9 protein-coding genes and 5 tRNA genes are annotated in these 19,217 nt (G+C 43.9%); 9 read left to right on the top strand and 5 right to left on the bottom strand.

The annotated features are described in order from the left end of the window. Positions 1-40: 40 nt before the first annotated feature. A complete protein-coding gene (locus E0D71_RS13710; protein ID WP_207923409.1) occupies positions 41-7,327 on the top strand; it encodes an Ig-like domain-containing protein in 7,287 nt (2,428 codons plus the stop codon). 97 nt (positions 7,328-7,424) lie between these two features. On the opposite strand, the gene msrA is transcribed toward E0D71_RS13710, so the two are convergent. Then, complete coding sequence (gene msrA / locus E0D71_RS13705) at positions 7,425-8,084, bottom strand: peptide-methionine (S)-S-oxide reductase MsrA (protein ID WP_133003874.1); 660 nt, start codon at positions 8,082-8,084, stop codon at positions 7,425-7,427. 325 nt (positions 8,085-8,409) lie between these two features. Between msrA and E0D71_RS13700 the strand changes: the two genes are divergently transcribed. From E0D71_RS13700 to E0D71_RS13670, 7 genes are all read left to right on the top strand, one after another. Beyond that, a complete protein-coding gene (locus tag E0D71_RS13700) occupies positions 8,410-9,147 on the top strand; it encodes a hypothetical protein (RefSeq protein WP_133003873.1) in 738 nt (245 codons plus the stop codon). 38 nt (positions 9,148-9,185) lie between these two features. Continuing rightward, positions 9,186-9,262: transfer RNA gene (locus E0D71_RS13695), tRNA-Met, on the top strand. A 44-nt stretch (positions 9,263-9,306) separates the two neighbouring features. Beyond that, positions 9,307-9,383 (top strand) — tRNA-Met (locus tag E0D71_RS13690). Between the two features lie 128 nt (positions 9,384-9,511). After that, positions 9,512-9,588 (top strand) — tRNA-Met (locus E0D71_RS13685). 136 nt (positions 9,589-9,724) lie between these two features. Continuing rightward, positions 9,725-9,801, top strand: a tRNA-Met gene (locus E0D71_RS13680). A gap of 138 nt (positions 9,802-9,939) precedes the next feature. Continuing rightward, a tRNA-Met gene (locus tag E0D71_RS13675) sits at positions 9,940-10,016 on the top strand. A 1,599-nt stretch (positions 10,017-11,615) separates the two neighbouring features. After that, positions 11,616-13,112, top strand: a complete 1,497-nt coding sequence (locus E0D71_RS13670) for a Na+/H+ antiporter NhaC family protein (protein WP_133003872.1) — start codon at positions 11,616-11,618, stop codon at positions 13,110-13,112. 264 nt (positions 13,113-13,376) lie between these two features. Here the strand turns inward: E0D71_RS13670 and E0D71_RS13665 are convergent, their stop codons facing one another. The 4 genes from E0D71_RS13665 to E0D71_RS13650 form a co-directional block, all read right to left on the bottom strand. Continuing rightward, positions 13,377-13,652: a hypothetical protein gene (locus E0D71_RS13665; protein ID WP_133003871.1), complete on the bottom strand. Its 276-nt coding sequence runs from the start codon at positions 13,650-13,652 to the stop codon at positions 13,377-13,379. A 154-nt stretch (positions 13,653-13,806) separates the two neighbouring features. After that, positions 13,807-14,511 carry a glutamine amidotransferase gene (locus E0D71_RS13660; protein WP_133003870.1) on the bottom strand — a complete coding sequence of 235 codons (705 nt, stop codon included), beginning with the start codon at positions 14,509-14,511 and terminating at the stop codon, positions 13,807-13,809. A 187-nt stretch (positions 14,512-14,698) separates the two neighbouring features. Then, on the bottom strand, positions 14,699-16,033 hold the full coding sequence (locus E0D71_RS13655) for a glutamine synthetase family protein (RefSeq protein ID WP_133003869.1): 1,335 nt from the start codon (positions 16,031-16,033) through the stop codon (positions 14,699-14,701). A 572-nt stretch (positions 16,034-16,605) separates the two neighbouring features. Further along, positions 16,606-17,889, bottom strand: coding sequence for an FAD-binding oxidoreductase (locus E0D71_RS13650; protein WP_133003868.1), 1,284 nt, complete (start codon positions 17,887-17,889; stop codon positions 16,606-16,608). A 423-nt stretch (positions 17,890-18,312) separates the two neighbouring features. On the opposite strand from E0D71_RS13650, the gene aguB reads away from it, so the two are divergent. After that, a complete protein-coding gene (aguB, locus tag E0D71_RS13645; RefSeq protein WP_133003867.1) occupies positions 18,313-19,191 on the top strand; it encodes an N-carbamoylputrescine amidase in 879 nt (292 codons plus the stop codon). The last annotated feature ends 26 nt before the right edge of the window (positions 19,192-19,217 follow it).

Here is a 19,217-nt window from a genome sequence, read left to right as displayed (position 1 = left end):
GGATGTGACGGGTACTGAGCTTGCTGACGGCGATTACAGCGTGACAGCGACGGTGACGGACGTTGCAGGCAACAGCCAGGAAGCGACTCAAGATATCGTGGTTGATACACAAATCGGCGACGGCGATGACACAACCGCCGCGGTGACGATCGACAGCATCAGTGATGACACAGGCACCGCGGGTGACTTCATCACCACCGACAACACCTTGACGATCACAGGTAGCGTTGAGTTGGCGGATGGCGACAGCCTAACCGTGAGCTTCAATGACACAGACTACACCGCAGACGACGCGGCGTTGACCATCGCAGAAGATGGCACGTGGACGTTGGATGTGACGGGTACTGAGCTTGCTGACGGCGATTACAGCGTGACAGCGACGGTGACGGACGTTGCAGGCAACAGCCAGGAAGCGACTCAAGATATCGTGGTTGATACACAAATCGGCGACTTGACGTCGGACATTACGGATGAAACTAATAGTGGATCGAACGACGACACGATCACTAATGATACTACTCCAGCGATCAGTGGCGTGACGGAAGCGGGTGCAAGCGTGACGATCACGTACACGGATGCGTCAGGCACAGAGTATACGACCGATGCGGTGACAGCGGATGCGGATGGTAATTACACTATCGCGATTGAGAGTGCGTTGGCGGAGGGCCCAAACACCCTGAGCATTAAAGCGGTCGATGTGGCGGGTAATGAAAGCACGACCACGCAAGACGTAACCGTAGATACATTAATCGATGCTCCTGTTATCACGAACATCACTGATGACTCAGCCAATTCTGATTACTCAACCGTGACTTTACATGGCACTGGAGAGCCTGGTACGTCGATCACTTTACACGTTATCTCTGGATCATCTAGTAATGGTAACAACACTCAAACGGGTGAATATGTCGAGGTTGAAGGCCTTTCAATAGTTGTTGATGAGAATGGTAATTGGACTGCTGATGTATCGAACTTGACTGATGTTCAGGCCAATGACAATGAGTTCTTTAAGGCTACTCAAACAGATGCGGCTGGAAATGTAAGTGCGGATTCCAATACGGCACATTATTGGCATGGAACGTCGGCTGCAGTAGCCACAGAAGTAGGTGACGATTATGTATTGTCTGGTTCTGGTAATGATCAAATTACGATTACTGGAGATGATACCAATGATGGTTTGACTATTGATGGTGGGGCTGGTGTTGATACGGTTATTTTCCAGAACTTTGATGCGAGTCAGGCGACGTTTGTTGTGGATGATAATGGAAACCTACAAATTACTCGTGGTGATACGGGTGACGTGGTTCTGTTGATTGATGTAGAAAACGTCAAAATTGATGGAATGACATACACCATTGATGAGCTCTTCACTCCAACGGTCGCGATTACTAACGATACTAATAATGATGGATTGTTAAATTCTGGTGAGGCTGATGGCAGTGTGACAGTCTCTATCGACTTACCAATAGGTGCGAAGGTTGGCGATACGATCAATGTTACTAGCAATAATGGTGAAGCCGATCAGGTGATTACACTTAACTCGGACGATATAGCTAATGGTTCTGTTTTTGTATCTGACATTGCTGTTACGGAAGGCGAAACATTAGAAGTGAGCGCATCGCTTTCTACTGGAGGTGGCGTAGGCACAGACAGTGCTCTAGTAGATACGTCGGTGAGTACCTTGACGTCGGACATCACGGACGCGACTAACAGTGGCTCGAACGATGACTCTATTACTAATAACGCCACACCAACAATAGCGGGTCAAACGGAAGCGGGTGCGACTGTTACGATCACGTACACAGATGCATCAGGTACAGAGCAGACAACCGATGCGGTGACGGCGGATGCGGATGGAAATTACAGCATCACGATTCCAGCGGCATTGGACGAAGGTTCGAACGATCTGACAGTTAAAGCGGTAGATGTGGCGGGCAACGAAACGACGATAACGCAAAACGTAACTGTTGATACGTCAGTGAGTAGCTTAACTGCTGACATCACGGACGCGACTAACAGTGGTTCGAATGATGACTCGATTACAAATAACGCCACACCAACAATAGCGGGTCAGACTGAAGCGGGTGCGACTGTTACGATCACGTACACAGATGCATCAGGTACAGAGCAGACAACCGATGCGGTGACGGCGGATACGGATGGAAATTACAGCATCACGATTCCAGCGGCATTGGACGAAGGTTCGAACGATCTGACAGTTAAAGCGGTAGATGTGGCGGGCAACGAAACCAAAATCATGCAAGACGTGACAATAGACAATTCTGTCGGCTCTCCAGCTATTTCGATCGCAGGCGATACGAATGAAGATGGCGTTTATAACGCGGAAGAACTTGGAGAAAATGGCACAGTCACAGCAACAGTGAGCTTGCCAGACGACTTCGATTCCGAAACCGATACCTTAACCATCAACGGTGAAACGTATAGCTTGTCTGCCGGCGAAATCGCCGCAGGTGAAGTGACGGTTGAACTCGAACCAGAAGCGACGATCAAAGCGACGATCACGGATGCAGCGGGTAACACTTCTTCAGAAGCCACGGCGACAGCATTGGCGGCTAATGAAGCCCCAGTCGCAGAGGCCAAAAATGATTCCGTCGATGAAGATTCAAGAATTACAGGTTCTATTACAGCAAATGATGCAGATCTTCCTAGTACTGCAAACTTGACGTTTAGTACGACGGCCATCGTGGCTGGTTTGATGCTTAATTCAAATGGTACTTATGCGTTTGATGCTTCTTCTTATGACAGCCTTAAGGATGGTGAAGAGCTTGAACTAGAAATTCCTATCACTGTTACTGATGATAAAGGTGCGACTGACACAACTACTTTAACCATCACGGTTACTGGTACAAACGATGTGCCGACGGCTACCGCGAAAGTGGACTCTGTAACGGAAAATCACACTATCACAGGCACCATCAGTGCCAACGATGTGGATCTAGCGGATGGAGCAGCGTTGTCGTTCAGCACGACATCCGATGTTGCAGGCTTGACGTTGAAATCGGATGGATCTTACAGTTTTGATGCGTCATCTTACGATAGTTTGGCAGCTGGAGAGAAACAACTAGTCGAAGTGCCAGTGACGGTAACGGATGATAAAGGTGCAACAACTGAAACGACCTTGACGATTACCGTGACAGGCACAAACGACGCGCCAGTGGCGACTGATGACTCTACTATGACTTACGATACAGGGATTCGTCTTGATGAATTACCTGAGTACGGAACAATGCAGGTGCAAAATACTGACGGCAATTGGGTTGAGATGACTGTGGGTGTTACCTACGGTTCTGATTCTGAAGTGCGTTTTATTCCGGATGACAATATCGATGATTCTATTGAGTTTACTGTAGGTTCAATTGATTCTAACCCATCGACAAGTAGTTTTGACGGTACTGCATCGGTGAGTGATTGGGGCGACCTTGTAGATGGCAAAGCGGTTAAGTCATTTGATTCAAATGAAGATGGCACGCCTGAGTTAACGGTAACAACATCTGTTTCTAGTGGTGATTTAACGGCTGTGAATGGTAAAAGTCATCAAGGACATGGTATCGGCAATGATAATCACAGCGGATTAAGTGGAGATGAATTCCTTAGAGTTGATATTGACTCATCCAATATTGCTATCAATAAAATCTCTTTCACATTAGATGGACTGGGCGGATATTTTGATGGAGGGCACTCTAATTCAACCAAAGTTTCTATAACGGCTTATACATCAGATGGTGAGGAGATAAGTACCGACGGTGGTTATAGACAGAATGGTAACTATGAGGAAACTTATACATTCATAACGGATCAAGCGGTAGATTACTTTGTTCTCACGACAACGGGTGGGACTGGCACTTATGTTGTTCAGAATATGACAGTCTCTCAAGCCGTATCAGATGAAGTTACTTTAACTACTTTGCAAGCGGATGGAAGTGAAACGACAACTGGTGTGATCTTTGATCCTAGTGATGTATCTGAAGATGGTACAGTCAGTTTGACAAGCAAGTTTGCTGACCTCCTTGATAGCGATTTAACAGAAGGTGCTATTGCGACTGATGAAGATGCCTCAATCACTATAGATGTTCTTGCTAACGATACCGATGTAGACGGTACTATAGATCCAACAAGTGTTGTGATTACTACTCAACCCGAGCATGGCACAGTGTCTGTTAATTCGGAAACGGGCAAAGTCACCTATACGCCAAATGAGCATTACAATGGCAATGACAGCTTCGAATATACTGTTGAAGACAATAATGGCCTAGTTTCAAATCCAGCAACGGTCAGCTTAACGGTTAATAGCGTGGATGATGCGCCAGTGATTACCCTTAATGATGAGTCTGTGACCGTATCTGAAAAAGGTTTAGAGGACTCAACAACAGGTATAACTAGTTCGACAGGAACCTTTACCGTCAGTGATGCAGACGGAGATGATCTATCCGTATCATTGGCTGCGCCGACAGAGACTTATACCTCTGGTGGTGTTGCGTTGGTCTGGGCTCTAACGGACAGTGGAGATTTGATCGGCTCTGCGAATGGTGACGATATTGTTACTGTTACGCTTGGTGATGTGAATAGCAGTGGCGAAGGCTCTTACACGGTCACATTGAATGGACCTGTTGATCAGCCTAATACGACAGCAGATGATTCGCTTTCTATTCAATTTGGCGTGGCGGTTAATGATGGCACGTCAACAACGACTAGCATGGTAACCGCCGTCATTGAAGATGACGCTCCTACTTCGGTTACGACTGAAGCAGAGCTGCTGCTGAGCGCTAGTACTTTTTCTATCTCTAAGATTGCATCAGGGTTCTCTGATGTTGTGTTTACAGATGGTCATAATCGCATTGGGACTTCTAATGCTGAAAGTACTGATTTAGATACATATGATGAAAAGGTTTCTTGGGGCAATAGTGTAGGTGACCTAAATAATGTTCAGGTATTTGGTGCAGGTGAAAGCTCCCTTGATGCAACTGAAGTCGTTGACTTTTCTTCGAATATTAGTTTCGATGATAGCGTTGTTGTTGCAAATATTACTCACAAAAATGATGGTCTTATCGGTTCTTATGGATCTCAGACGATTGCAGATAGCTTTGACTCAGCTTACTTCAATGTAGACGTGACCATGATGATTGATGGAGAAGAGAAAACAGTGTCTCTTTCATCTTTATTTACTGAAAATGAAACTAGCAACACTGTTGATATTGCTTCTGGTGACACTTTAACGCTTGCTTCATCAAGTACCACTGTTGAGGTTAACGGTACAAGTTACACTGTTTATCTTGATGGTTTCTTAGTGAACGGCGTAGTAGTGAATACCGTGACTACACCAGAAGAAGCAACGGTAAGTTATTCAGTCGCTGCCCATGTTGAACTGACAGACTCAAGTTCAGCGGAAGAATATGTGTTAACCGGTACTCTTAATACAGACGCTGGTGCGGATGGGTTGGACTCAGTGGTTGCTAGCAATACGAGTGATGATAACGGCACATTGGTCGTCAATGAAAACGGCTCATATAGCTTCACGCCAAGCGATGCTCTTGTAAGCGCTTTGGGAGATACCGGTTCACAGGTTGTTGAATACAGTTATAGCGTAGTAGATGGTGATGGTGACTCGGTTGAGAATACCTTGTCTATTACGGTGAGCGGCCCTGATGCTGATACAGGAGCCACAACAACAGTGTCTGGGCTGAGTGGAAGCTTCTATAACTACGATGATTCGACAGACGGTAATTTAACCACAATCGCACAAGCGGAAAGTATCATTGCGAATCAATCGGCCAATGCTACTTTCATTTCTACCAATGTGGATTATGAACAGGCTTATAATAATCTAGGTAGCGGTTCTAATTTGGATTCTTGGTTAGGAAGCGATTCGTCCTCTTTAACTTATGTCGATCAGAAAAGTACAGAAGATTCTGTAGTGAAATTAACAGGCAGTGTGTCATTAGCAGCTGGCGCATACAGTATTAAAGTATCGGCAGATGATGGTTATCAAATCAAAATCAACGGAGAGAGTGTCGCGGCGGTCGATCATATTCAAGCCGTTGCCACAGATACCTTTACCTTTACAGTGACAGAAAGTGGCGAGCTACCTATTGAAATAGTCTACTGGGATCAAGGAGGCGCTTATCAGTTGAGTGTGTCTCTAGCAAAAGAAGTAGGAGGATTATTAGGGGAGTATCAAGTTTTAGGCAGTGATGCTTACCCAACGACTGCTGTTGTAACCGATGTGTCAGATATTATCACAGACACGACTGATGATGTGGTGGGAGGGGATGATGGGTCTGATACCGGCACGGATGCTTCGAGTGGAACCAGTACTTCAGGGTCTTGGTCTTCTGAGGAAGAACTAAAAGCAGCTCATACTGATGAAGTAAACCAGTACGGTAAAAATATTCGTGGTGGAGAGAACACTGAAGCAACTAACGGTATAGATCTAAATGATCCTAATACAATTAAAGGTACTGAGAGTAACGATACTATAAGAAGTGGTAATAAGAATGATGTTGTTGATGGACTAGATGGGAATGATCTCATTGAAGGTCAATCGGGCGATGACACATTATATGGTGGAAAGGGTAATGATAAAGTATTAGGTGGTAGCGACAGTGACACTCTATATGGCGATGCCGGAGATGATTGGTTACAAGGTGAATCAAGTGATGACACCTTACATGGTGGCGAAGGTAATGACTATTTAGATGGTGGCTCTCAGAACGATACTTTATATGGAGATTCAGGAGATGATCTACTCGTAGGTCAATCAGGGAATGATAATCTGTATGGTGGCGAAGGTAATGACTATTTAGATGCTGGTTACCAAAATGACTACTTAGATGGTGGTGCCGGTGATGATGTTCTTTATGGAGGAGGGGATAACGACACGCTCATCGGTGGTTCAGGTAATGATTATCTAGATAGTGGTGACGGCGTAGATAAGGTTGATGGTGGAGAAGGCAATGACTACCTTGTAGGTGGGGGCGGCGTTGATACTCTCACAGGAGGTGAGGGTTCTGATATATTTGCTCTTAATTATGAGTGGAGTGCCACAGATGTATTAACTGACTTTAATGCTGAGGAAGATGTTTTAGATGTTTCTGATCTATTAAATGTGCCTGATGGAGAGGACGATATTCAAGCATACCTAGATCAAAATTTATCAATAACATCTGAGTCTGTTACAGCGGTAATTAATAATAATGAAAATGATTCTAAGACGGTTGCAACATTTGGTGATGAGTCAAATGTCACCAGTGGTGATGCAGTGAGCGTTATTTATAATGATACTGAATACACTATTAATGTTGATGGTTAATTATTATTAGTTGAGTGAAAAAAACCGAATTAGATTTCTAATTCGGTTTTTTTATGTCTCGAAGGTGAGAAGGGAAAATGGTAGTGGCTAGATTTTATTAAGCGCCGAGGCCAATAGGACAACTGATGCCTGTACCACCTAATCCACAGTAACCATTTGGGTTCTTATGCAGATACTGTTGATGGTATTCTTCGGCAAAATAGTAGGTGCTTAATGGCTCTATTTCAGTGGTGATCATGCCATGACCGGAGGCTAAGAGTTGTTTTTGATAAGACGCCTTAGTCGCTTCCGCTATCGCTAAGTCCTCTGGGGTTTTTAGAAAAATGGCGGAACGATATTGGCTGCCAATGTCGTTACCCTGTCTCATGCCTTGAGTAGGATCGTGATTTTCCCAAAATACTTTAAGAATGGCTTCGAGTGTAGTTTGTTTTGTATCGAAACGAACCGCCACCGCCTCTGTATGTCCTGTTTGCCCTGAACACACCTCTTCGTAAGTAGGGTTTTCTGTGAAGCCTCCTATGTAGCCTACAGAAGTCACCAGTACCCCTGGCGTATTCCAAAACTTTCTTTCTGCGCCCCAAAAGCAACCCATTGCCAAAATGACTTCTGCTTCATTGCTTTTCATAGGACTTAAAAAGGATGCATGGTTAACCGCATGTTTGCCACTAATAGAAAGCGCTTCTGAGCGGCCGACTAAAGCCGTCTCTTTTGTCGGCATAGTGGATTTTTTTAACTGTTCTTCACTGTTTCTAAACATGATTTGGCTCCGAGTCGAAAACTGTGGTGGGAAAATAGGGCTGCGTGAGCAACATATGACTACAGTCAATAGTAACTAAATTACAAAATGCAACGTACAAGCGTGTGGAAATATTGGCATTCGCTGTTTACGCTTAAGAGATGTTTAAATGAGATTGATTTATATGTTTCGTATCTTGGTTTTCTGGGACTCAAGAGAGGCTAGCAGCTCACTTATCCATTTCATGAATGAACTGGATGAGACCTTATGCCTCTATCAAATAGAGCCTATGTTTCTGCAAATAGATCATGAGCACGCACCTCAAGCTGGCAGAATTAAACCAAGTATGAAAGCATTGCTTGAATACGTTCATCGTTATAAACCTCATCTTCTCATGTGCTTTGGCAGTGAGGCAAATGTATTGGCTAGGCTGTTAAAGCCAGCGCTTAAGTGTGAAACAGTTTTTAATCGGCTCCCTCATCACCTAGAAGACGTATCCTCAAAAATGAGTCGAATAGGTTTTTGGGTTAGACGTTTTATGGATTATAAAAGCTGGGATCATGAAGAGCTTGATAGCGACTTTATTTATTTTGGTATGAGCACGTCAAATATTGTGGCAAATAGGGTGTTGGTTTTTGATGAAGACCCCATGGTCCCTGATTTTCATAGAGTGTCAGAAGAGTCTCAATTCGAAATGCTTAAAATATCTTCGGAGCAAGAAGATTTTCGTTGTGAGTTTGCATCTAAAGAGTCTGGCTTGTTGCTGATTTCTGAGAAAATGGAAAACTACGAATTGTTGATCGACATAGCCAATGCCAATGGCTTATTTACATTGTGTATGAGTGACTCAGGAAGAGGTGTGCATGATGGAGTGAATGGTTGGCTGGTCGAGTCCACAAATGAGCGGCGATTAATAAAGTGTTTAAAAAACTGGAGAACGATGGGTAATGAAGCCAGAAAAGTGCTTTCTTACCATGCGAGATCCTATCAATCCTACCATTCAGGCTTACACTATTTTTGTCATATTTTAGGCTTAACGCCTTCCCAACGATCTATAAAAAACAAAATACAATCAATCCCTTGACTCCTACAGTAGCTTCCCTATAATACGCACCTCGTTGACGCGGGATGGAGCAGTTTGGTAGCTCGTCGGGCTCATAACCCGAAGGTCGTTGGTTCGAATCCAGCTCCCGCAACCAGTCAACGAAAAAAGAAATTGTTAGCGATTCAGAAAATAATTTGTCGCGGGATGGAGCAGTCTGGTAGCTCGTCGGGCTCATAACCCGAAGGTCGTTGGTTCGAATCCGGCTCCCGCAACCATTTTAAGTGATGGAAGTTATTTTGTTCTCATTGAGAATAGCTGTTTCCTACATTGTTTTTTGATTTGGTCATCTAGCAATTTCAGTGTTAAAAGATAAAATCTATTCTATATCAATAGTTTAGTTTGGCGCGGGATGGAGCAGTCTGGTAGCTCGTCGGGCTCATAACCCGAAGGTCGTTGGTTCGAATCCGGCTCCCGCAACCACTTTAAGTCATAGTTGTAGGTTTCTTTTTAGTAAGAAAAGCTACTACAGCGATTATTTAGGTAGTCGTTAAAATGACGCATAGAATTTTATCGTAATAGCGCTAAATAACCTATATAAATCAATAGGTTAATCTGTCGCGGGATGGAGCAGTCTGGTAGCTCGTCGGGCTCATAACCCGAAGGTCGTTGGTTCGAATCCGGCTCCCGCAACCATTTCAAAAACGGTCGTAGGTTTCTCTTTAGTAAGAAAAGCGGCTCCTGCAACCAATTCGTTGAATCGTCAGAATTGGTTCACAGTACATATCAGTTAAATATCATTAAAAAGTAAACTATATCAATAGTTTAACTTGTCGCGGGATGGAGCAGTCTGGTAGCTCGTCGGGCTCATAACCCGAAGGTCGTAGGTTCGAATCCTGCTCCCGCAACCATTTAAAAAAATTATTTAATTCATAACAAATCATCTACGTAACCATTTCAAAAGAACGGTCGTAGGTTTCTCTTTAGTAAGAAAAGTTGCTCCCGTAACGTTTTCAAAAAAACGGTCGTAGGTTTCTCTTTAGTAAGAAAAGCTGCTCCCGCAACCATTTCAAAAAACGGTCGTAGGTTTCTCTTTAGTTAAGAAAAGCTGCTCCTGTAACCATTTCAAAAAACGGTCGTAGATTTATCTTTAGTAAGAAAAGCTGCTCCCGCAACCATTTCAAAAGAACGGTCGTAGGTTTCTCTTTAGTAAGAAAAGCTGCTCTCGCAACCATTTCAAAAAATTATTTAATTCATAACAAATCATCTACGTAACCATTTCAAAAGAACGGTCGTAGGTTTCTCTTTAGTAAGAAAAGCTGCTCCCGCAATCATTTCATAAAAAACGGTCGTAGGTTTCTGTTTAGTTAAGAAAAGCTTCTCCCGCAACCATTTCAAAAGAACGGTCGTAGGTTTCTCTTTAGTAAGAAAAGCTGCTCCCGCAACCATTTCAAAAAATTATTTAATTCATAACAAATCATCTACGTAACCACTTCAAAAAACGGTCGTAGGTTTCTCTTTAGTTAAGAAAAGCTGCTCCCGCAACCATTTAAAAAAATTATTTAATTCATAACAAATCATCTACGTAACCATTTCAAAAGAACGGTCGTAGGTTTCTCTTTAGTAAGAAAAGCTGCTCTCGCAACCATTTCAAAAGAACGGTCGTAGGTTTCTCTTTAGTAAGAAAAGTTGCTCCCGTAACGTTTTCAAAAAAACGGTCGTAGGTTTCTCTTTAGTAAGAAAAGCTGCTCCCGCAACCATTTCAAAAAACGGTCGTAGGTTTCTCTTTAGTAAGAAAAGCTGCTCCCGCAATCATTTCATAAAAAACGGTCGTAGGTTTCTCTTTAGTAAGAAAAGCTGCTCTCGCAACCATTTCAAAAAATTATTTAATTCATAACAAATCATCTACGTAACCATTTCAAAAAAACGGTCGTAGGTTTCTCTTTAGTAAGAAAAGCTGCTCCCGCAATCATTTCATAAAAAACGGTCGTAGGTTTCTGTTTAGTTAAGAAAAGCTGCTCCCGCAACCATTTCTGCACTTCTTTTTATAAAAAAACCTTCCTATGTACTCTTTATGTTAATGATTTTAAATGAATTTTTGTTGGTTGTGTCTGCCTAAAAATTATTTTGGTTCGTATCAAAGTGAATTTCAATTTGTTCAAAAAACACACAAAAATCGCTCGTGGTGCGAATCTTTGACCAATATAATAATATTTGGTCTATGTGATACTTTTCCCCAGGTAAATGCCATGCGAATGGCTGTAGCCACCTTTTTCAAGACGATAAAGTTCTATTCATAAACCTTCGTTAAGTTCGTTTAACAGCCTATTTTCATCAATGCTAGCAAGGCCTGAGCTGTTTTTGGTGATGCTAATGGCTTGCTTCAGTCGGCATTTTACTCGCATGGGTGTTTTTTTCGTGTGTAACCCCTAGGGGATATAGCCAGGACCCTTCGTTTAGAGATATTTTCGAGTTCTTATAAAAAAATACTAAACGTTAGGAACTTTGATATGGAACAAGTTATTCGGGTGTTGACGACGATTCGACCGAAGCGGTCGTTGTTTTTGTCGGTCATGGTGACGTTAGCTACCATTGGTTTTTTCTGGTATCTCTCAGCTACCCATGTCCCTGGTGAGAGCTGGGGGGCGAAAGCACTTTTCCCTACCTTATTTGTTTTAACCATCGCATTGATTTCACGAGCGCCTTTTGAGTCACTGCTCGCAGGCGTGATTGCTGGTTTGATCATGATTGACAATACCAGTGTCGTTTCACCACTGTCAGATATTTTGTCGACCGTCATGGGCAACGAAACCATTATTTGGATTGTTTTGGTTTGTGGCTTGATGGGTGGTTTGATTGTCTTGTTAGAGCGGAGCGGTTGTCTGGGGAGTTTTAGCGATTGGCTCAAGGGTAAAATTCGCTCTCGCCGTCAATCACTGCTAACGACTTTCTTTATTGGTTTGGTGGTTTTTATTGATGATTACCTTAATTGTTTAGCGGTTTCCTCTTCCGTTAAAAAAGTAACCGATCATTATAATGTGTCGCGTGAGAAACTGGCTTACATTATTGACTCAACCGCCGCACCTATGTGTATTTTGGTGCCTGTGTCGACTTGGGCAGTGTTTTTCTCTGGACTATTAGAAGAGAACCATTTGGCGCCTGATGGTGGCGGTGGCGGCCTGAGTGTTTACATTTCTGCTATTCCCTTCATGGTTTATGGTTGGGTTGCGCTTTTATTGGTGTTCTTAGTGGCGCTTGGTGTCGTAGGCAATTTCGGACCAATGAAGAAAGCAGAAGCCAGAGCGATGGCGGGACAACCATTACCCGATGATTACGACGGTGATAGTATGGAAGCCGCTCCTTCCATCAACCGAAAGCAAACCAGTAGTTTTGTTGGCATGATGAACTTTCTACTGCCTATGGTGATCTTGGTTGCTTCTACTGTGTATTATGATGTGGATTTGTTAAGAGGCGTGATTGTGACGCTGGCGATCACAGTTGCTTTGTATTATGTGCAAGGGCTTTTAACATTAGAAGAGCAGTTTAAAGGGATCTTTGAAGGTTTCAAAGTCATGCTTTATCCGCTGTCTACTGTTATTGCTGGATTTATGTTGAAATCCATCAATGACCAATTAGGAATGACACAGTACCTTGTAGAAGTGGTTTCACCCTTGATGACCGCAGAGTTAATGCCTGCGATGGTGTTCTTAGTCATGGCGGCTGTTGTGTTTGGTACTGCGTCTAGCTGGGGTTCTTTCATTATTGCGATTCCAATCGTTGTTCCTATTGCACTGGGTGTTGATGCTAATATGGCGCTTGTGATTGGTGCACTTTTATCCGCGTCTTCATTTGGTAGTCATGCCTGTTTCTTCAGTGATTCCACCGTGTTGGCCGCTCAAGGTGCAGGGTGCTCGCCGATGTCTCACGCACTTACTCAGCTACCTTATACGGCCATCGGAGCTGTAGTAAGCTTCGGGGTCTTTATGGTACTGGGTTATACGATGTAAGTATTAAAAGCATAGGCGTTGGGGGCAGTGAATCTGCACTGCCCCTAACCATACAGCTCATAGATCCAAACCTACCCAGAACAGCCCTTACTAATTTCAAGTATCCGTTATTATCAAGAGAGTCATTGTCGGCGTTAACATTCGGTCGATACAATGACCAAGTAATCTTGATCATACTGTCCTCTACGAACGACTTCTTAGTGCTAAATCATCCCTCTCATACTCTCCACTAACTCATTGATCTTGTTCTCTTTCATGAATCATTCAGCCAATCAGATTGTTCGATAACACAATAGCGCTCACGGTACGCAATCGACTGGAATAGAGTGTGTGGGAGCACAGTAACGTCACTAAGTAACGCCACCAGAATAAAAACGCTAGGCTATGTGATGCGGCACGCCAATTCAGTGCCTCATCCCGGCCTAATAAGAGTGAGTAATGACAAGCCACTGTCTGGCGGTCGGCATCGGTCAGTGTGCAACTGAAGTGTGTTTGGTTGTTATGAAATGTCGATAAAGATAAAGAGGGAGAGTTTGTCATCAAAGAAAGGTGTCAGATGCGCTCCATAGCGGTTGTATCGCTAATTAGCTAAGAGGTGTATAGCGTGGAATGCATTTGATTGATTGGGGAGAGGTGAGGCTGGCGGTGTCTGTGATGAACCATCCTTTATTAACGAATAAAGGATGGTGCTTTCTTATGGCTTAAGGAATTGCGCAATCCAAGACATAAGTTGTTTATTCTGAATGCTTTCTTCTTTTATCGTGTGACGTGCTTTGTTCGCTACGTCTGGCGTTAATGTTACGCCATCGTATAGCTCGACCAGTTCACTTTCATACTCTTTGGAGAACTCTGGGTGTCCTTGGAAGGTAAGAATACGATCTTTATAAATGAATCCTGCAAATTCACAGAAATCCGATGTCAGGAAAACATCTAGCTTTGCTGGTTTGTCTATCACCTGATCTTGATGAAATGCGCAAAAGGCAATGTCAGTGGCGCCAGGTAGAGTAGGAATTTCACTTGTTACCTGATAGTGATGAACCCCAACACCCCAGCCCGCAGTCGATTTGGTGACAGTGCCGCCGAGTGCACGAGCTATGATTTGATGGCCAAAACAAATGCCCACGAGTACTTGTTGGTTGTTGTCTACCTCACGGATAAATTCACATAGGCGCAAGATCCAAGGGTCGTCATCGTAAGAGTTACATTTGGAGCCGGTAATTAACCAGCCATCGCAAGAGGTGGTGCTTTGTGGGAATTCATCCAAGCGCACATCGTATATTTCAAATTCTAATCTTGACTCGATGTCCGTCAGTTGTTGCGCGAACATTTCAGCATAGGTTGGATAATTAGCTTGAAGTACATCGGGTGTAATGCCCGCCGCAAGAATACCGATTTTCATTTGGTTAAATCCTCAAAAATGGGGTAGAAATAGAGTCTATTGACCTAGTTAAAGTGCGGGGGCTAGCTGTGTATATTTATGCAGGCAATTCACTCTGTATTTTGCCCCGCCGCTCGATAATAGCCTCTTGCAGTTCCCTTTATCAGACTTGATGTAGAAAGCCTGATAAGGGGCGTTTGCTAATCTATTATAAATACGCTTCGTATTCTACATTGGAGATACGGCTGTGCATCTTTTCTTGCTCTTGTTCTTTTGCGGCTCCGTAAACACGCACAAACTCTTCACCTAAATAATCGCGCATAAAATCGCTTTTCTGGAAGCTGGTTGTCGCCAGATCCCAACGGTTCGGTAGTAAATCTAACTCGTTAGATGTGGTGTAAGCGTCGCCTTCAATTGGTTTTGGAGGTGTCATCTTGCCTTCGATGCCATTAAGGGCAGCGCCTAAAACAGCGGCCAACACAAGGTATGGGTTCGCGTCAGCGCCTGATACTCGGTGCTCAATACGTCGTGCGATGTTTTCGCTTTCTGGGATGCGTACCGCAACGGTGCGGTTTTCATAGCCCCAGCTTGCGAACGTTGGCGCATGGGCACCATTTTGAAAACGGCGATACGAATTTAGATGCGGCGCAAACACCAGCATGGATTCGGCCATGTTGTTTAATAACCCTGCTACTGCGTGTTGCAGCAGAGGTGAGCCTTCTTCTGTGCCGTTGTTGAAGACGTTATTGCCTTGCTCATCCAGTAAACTAAAGTGAACATGAAGACCATTGCCGCTTTTGTCTGCATAAGGCTTAGCCATGAAGCTGGTGCCAAAATCATACTGACGAGCCACGCCCTTCACTAGACGCTTAAACATAATGGCATGATCAGCCGCTTGGACGGCATCGTCTGTGTGCTTCATGTTGATTTCGAACTGACCGGGGCCTAATTCTGAAATAATCGTATCGGCTGGCACGCCTTGTATTTCGCAGGCTCTACGTACTTCTGTGAAGAAGCTTTCTAAACCGTCCATTTCTTCAATGGAATAACAGTCGGTCTTGTTTAGGCGAACCCCATTGCCCTCGGTGATAACCGGAGGAGAAGGAACACGTTTGGCTTCTGATTCGCCATCCAATAGGTAAAATTCTAATTCGGTCGCAACAACAGGCGTGTAACCCAGTGCTTTGAAGCGCTCGACAATGCGCGTCAGTAATTGTCGCGGGTCTGGGTAGAAAGGAGAGCCGTCTGCGTTGTACATCATGGCCAAAATTTGATCTCGTTCAGATTCTGCCCATGGCACAGGAATAGGTTCAGGGTGGACGGCTTTACAAATGCCATCGCTGTCGCCTGTTTCAAACACCAGTCCGTTTTCTAAAACGTCATCACCCCAATGGTCAAAACCAATGACGGACTGTGGTAATTTGACCCCTTGAGTCATAACGCTTTTTAAACCGCTTGCAGGGATGCGCTTACCACGCAAGTTTCCATTTAGGTCTGTGATGAACAGATCGAATTCGTGGTTTCCTTCATACATATCCGACATACAAATTTCTCTCATGAGGTTAGTGTTGGCGTGAGGGTAGTTTGATCAAAGGCTAGAAAGAATAAATGTGAAATCTATGTTTCTTTTGTTTGTTCAACGTTCTCTTATGGCATTTACCTTAACCCGAGCTAACAATGAGAGTAACTATCTCCGAGTGGGTATACGCGAAAATCGAGATGGCTTTTAAAAAAGGTATTTTGACGAGTCAAGAATCGGTGTGATATCTCGCTCTGGTTTTTGGTGATTTTCTTTATTTTGTATTTAAATTATTGATTTATATGCAATAAAAGAATATTTAAAATTATTTCAGATCGGTTTTCTGAAGCGGGAAGTATTAAAATGACAAGCTTTTTTGCGTAATAACGGGTTGAAAAGGGGGCGAAGAAAGTTGATCAAATATTCGGTTTATTATTTTTTTATATCGGTACTTGGCTAACATTTTTAATGTCGTTAGATGTCATTTTTGCAATGAGCGCCATGATAAATAGCATGGCCATGTTAGATAAAATTAAGCCCTTCAGGGCATTGCTCTGAAGGGCTTAATGGAGACATGACTAACGCGGTTAGTAGGGTTAAATCCCTAACTTATCTCGCATGTTGTAGTAGGTTGCGCCAATGGCCGTGTAAGGTACACGAAGCATGCGTCCACCAGGGAATTGGTATTGCGGCATACTGGCGAACACATCAAAGCGTTCGGTTTCACCATCAATGGCATCAGACAGAATTTCCCCCATCAGGTGTGAGTTAGTCACCCCATGGCCTGAATAGCCTTGTGCGTAATACAGATTGTCGCCAATCTTACCGACTTGTGGCATGCGCATCATGGTTAGCAAGAAGTTACCTGTCCAAGCGTAATCCACTTTTACCCCTTTTAAAGAAGGGAATGTTTTCAACATTTTTGGTGTAATAATGGATTCAATTTTGCCCGGTTCACGAGCGCCATAGGTTGTGCCACCGCCGTAAATAAGGCGTCCATCGCCGGATAAACGATAGTAATCAAGCAAATAGTTACAGTCTTCCACACAACGATCGGTTGGCAGTAGCTGCTTTTGTACCGCTTCTGATAATGGCTCAGTGGTAATAACTTGAGTACCACATGGCATGGCTTTCTTCTCAATATCTGGTAGAAGGCCAAAGATGTAAGCGTTACCAGCAACCACAATCGTGTCGGCAATCACAGTCCCTTGTTTGGTGACGACCTTGCCAGGTTTGCCTTGCTCAAGGCGAACCACTTCAGAATCTTCGAAGATTTCACCACCGAGGCTTTCAAACGCTTTTGCCTGCCCTAGCACCAAGTTTAATGGTTGGATATGGCCGCCTTTGCGGTCAAGTAACCCGCCCACGTAGCGTTCGCTACCGATGTGATCTTGGATAGAAGACGCGGTTAACAGCTCAAGTTCGTTGTGACCATGGGCTTCCCAAAGTTCTTTTTTGGCTTTTAGTTCTTCAAATTGTTTGTTGTTACAAGCGGCGAACACATTGCCGTGTTTAAGGTCGCAGTCGATGTTGTATTTTTCAATACGGTTGCGGATTAATTCGGAACCAGCAAACGCCATTTTCGCCATTTTCTTACCGATCACGTCGCCATAATTGCTGGTGATGTAATCAATATCGCGATTAAAGCTATTTACTATCTGACCGCCATTACGGCCGGATGCACCAAAGCCGATACGAGTCCCTTCTAAAACGATGACTTTTTTACCTTTTTCAGCAAGGCTTAACGCCGTTGAAATACCGGTAAAACCAGCGCCAACAACACAGACATCACAACGATGCTCACCTGTAAGTTGTGGGCGGATAACCTTATCATTGGCAGACGCAGCATAGTACGAATTTGCATGAGTAGGGGGTGACATAAATAGCCTCTCCTAATACGCGTAGACAACCGTGTCGATACGCTAATAATGTGACATACATAAGAGCAGGTTTCTGCTCTTTCATTTTATTAATCGTGCTTTACACATTTGCTAGGCCGAGGGCCTTTTGTACTTCAAAAGTTATTTTCTGGTTTATAAGGATAAATCGTCGTTGAGCAAAATATTGCTTCTTCGATATTTTTTCAGCTTATCCTTTCCTAAAACGTTTTGCAGTATTGCTCGGTGTAATTTGCTATAGAGCTAAACTAACTGAGATGTTGTCATTAACACCATATCCCCGAGGTGGTATATCGTTTCTTTTGTGGCTCTTTAAGATGTAGTGCAGGATAAGCGGAAGGTATTCGCTTAGACAAAACACTTTATTATTACCCCACCTAGGGTTGCAGATTGGAGAAGTTGACTATGTCGAAGGTAACGGTAGCGGCAACGCAAATGCATTGCACATGGAACCAACAAGAAAATGTAGATCGTGCTGAAAAACTGATTAGAGAAGCTGCCGCCGGTGGTGCGCAAATTATTCTAATTCAAGAGCTTTTTGAAGCGCCTTATTTCTGTATTGAAATCCATGAGTCTTATCATGATCTTGCAACCACACTAGAAGAAAACGCGGCCTTTCAACGATTTAAGGCGTTGGCTGCTGAGTTGAATGTTGTGTTGCCATTTAGTTGGTTTGAAAAAGCCGGCGTCGCGCGTTTTAATTCGTTGGCGATGATTGATGCAGGCGGTGAGCTATTAGGTGTGTATCGTAAAACGCACATTCCAGACAGTGACGGTTACTTAGAAAAATATTACTTTAGCCCTGGAGATACTGGGTTTAAGGTGTGGGACACTCGCTTTGGTCGTATCGGTGTGGGTATTTGTTGGGATCAATGGTTTCCAGAAACCGCGCGATCAATGGCCTTGATGGGCGCTGATTTATTGTTCTTCCCAACCGCCATTGGCTCAGAGCCGAGCCAGCCGGAGATGGACACACAACCGCATTGGACGAATGTAATGCGAGGGCATGCCGCAGCAAATCAAACGCCTGTGATTGCTTCGAATCGTATCGGGACAGAAACCGCGCAATACCGTGATTTATCACTGACTTTCTTTGGTTCCTCCTTTATCTGTGATGAAAGTGGGGAGCTTGTTGCGCAAGCGGATCGTAACAGTGAGTCCATTTTACTGCATACCTTTGACCTTGATCATGTGCGTAAACAACGTAAAGCATGGGGCTTATTCCGTGACCGTCGACCAGAGCATTATGGCGTGATCAACACCCTAGACGGGCAAGTAAAATAGCAGCGAATAGAACAATCCGCTAGAGC

The organism is Marinomonas sp. KMM3893 (genome assembly GCF_004352855.1).
Lineage (GTDB): Bacteria > Pseudomonadota > Gammaproteobacteria > Pseudomonadales > Marinomonadaceae > Marinomonas > Marinomonas arenicola.
The sequence above is the reverse complement of the archived record's forward strand: the minus strand, read 5'-3'. Positions and strand labels throughout refer to the sequence as shown.

What these genes read in the sequence shown, in the direction of transcription:
- E0D71_RS13650 (WP_133003868.1), bottom strand. Translation starts at nt 17,889, where the DNA reads ATGTCACCCCCTACTCATGCAAATTCGTACTATGCTGCGTCTGCCAAT.
- E0D71_RS13670 (WP_133003872.1), top strand. Translation starts at nt 11,616, where the DNA reads ATGGAACAAGTTATTCGGGTGTTGACGACGATTCGACCGAAGCGGTCG.
- msrA (WP_133003874.1), bottom strand. Translation starts at nt 8,084, where the DNA reads ATGTTTAGAAACAGTGAAGAACAGTTAAAAAAATCCACTATGCCGACA.
- E0D71_RS13700 (WP_133003873.1), top strand. Translation starts at nt 8,410, where the DNA reads ATGAAAGCATTGCTTGAATACGTTCATCGTTATAAACCTCATCTTCTC.
- aguB (WP_133003867.1), top strand. Translation starts at nt 18,313, where the DNA reads ATGTCGAAGGTAACGGTAGCGGCAACGCAAATGCATTGCACATGGAAC.
- E0D71_RS13660 (WP_133003870.1), bottom strand. Translation starts at nt 14,511, where the DNA reads ATGAAAATCGGTATTCTTGCGGCGGGCATTACACCCGATGTACTTCAA.
- E0D71_RS13655 (WP_133003869.1), bottom strand. Translation starts at nt 16,033, where the DNA reads ATGTCGGATATGTATGAAGGAAACCACGAATTCGATCTGTTCATCACA.
- E0D71_RS13665 (WP_133003871.1), bottom strand. Translation starts at nt 13,652, where the DNA reads ATGACAAACTCTCCCTCTTTATCTTTATCGACATTTCATAACAACCAA.